The sequence below is a fragment of the Pseudoflavonifractor phocaeensis genome (genome assembly GCF_016901955.1).
In the GTDB taxonomy this organism is placed as follows: Bacteria; Bacillota; Clostridia; order Oscillospirales; family Oscillospiraceae; genus Flavonifractor; species Flavonifractor phocaeensis_A.
Window position 1 is genome coordinate 1 of the sequence record NZ_JACJLC010000245.1, and the last position, 360, is coordinate 360.

At 48.3% G+C, this 360-nt stretch carries 1 pseudogene; it reads right to left on the reverse strand.

The annotated features are described in order from the left end of the window. Positions 1-199: pseudogene (locus tag H6B51_RS18675) on the reverse strand (IS110 family RNA-guided transposase); the annotation flags it as partial. Between the last annotated feature and the right edge of the window lie 161 nt (positions 200-360).

Genomic DNA, 360 nt, shown 5'->3' on the forward strand with positions numbered 1-360 from the left:
CTGTGGACTCCATACAGACATCCCGGCAGCCATTCTCAGCCAACCACGTTGCGCACCGATGCAAATCTCCGGTGAAGGAAGAAAAACGCTTGCTCTTGTAGCTTGTTACCCCCTGTTCATTGGTGGAAGCGATACAGGCAACAACAAAGGACTTGTGGACATCCATCCCGCAGCAGATACGGTAAACAATTTTGAGCATAACACATCCCCTCGAAACAGTATTTGAGGGAACAGGCAGGGACTGGATACTCGTTGAAAGATTGAAGTAGTCCGTCTCTCCAAAGATAAGGTTACAGGGTGCAAAGCCCTATTTATTGGTGCTTGAAAGAGCGTCCGGCACACATAACTATTCAGTCCAAC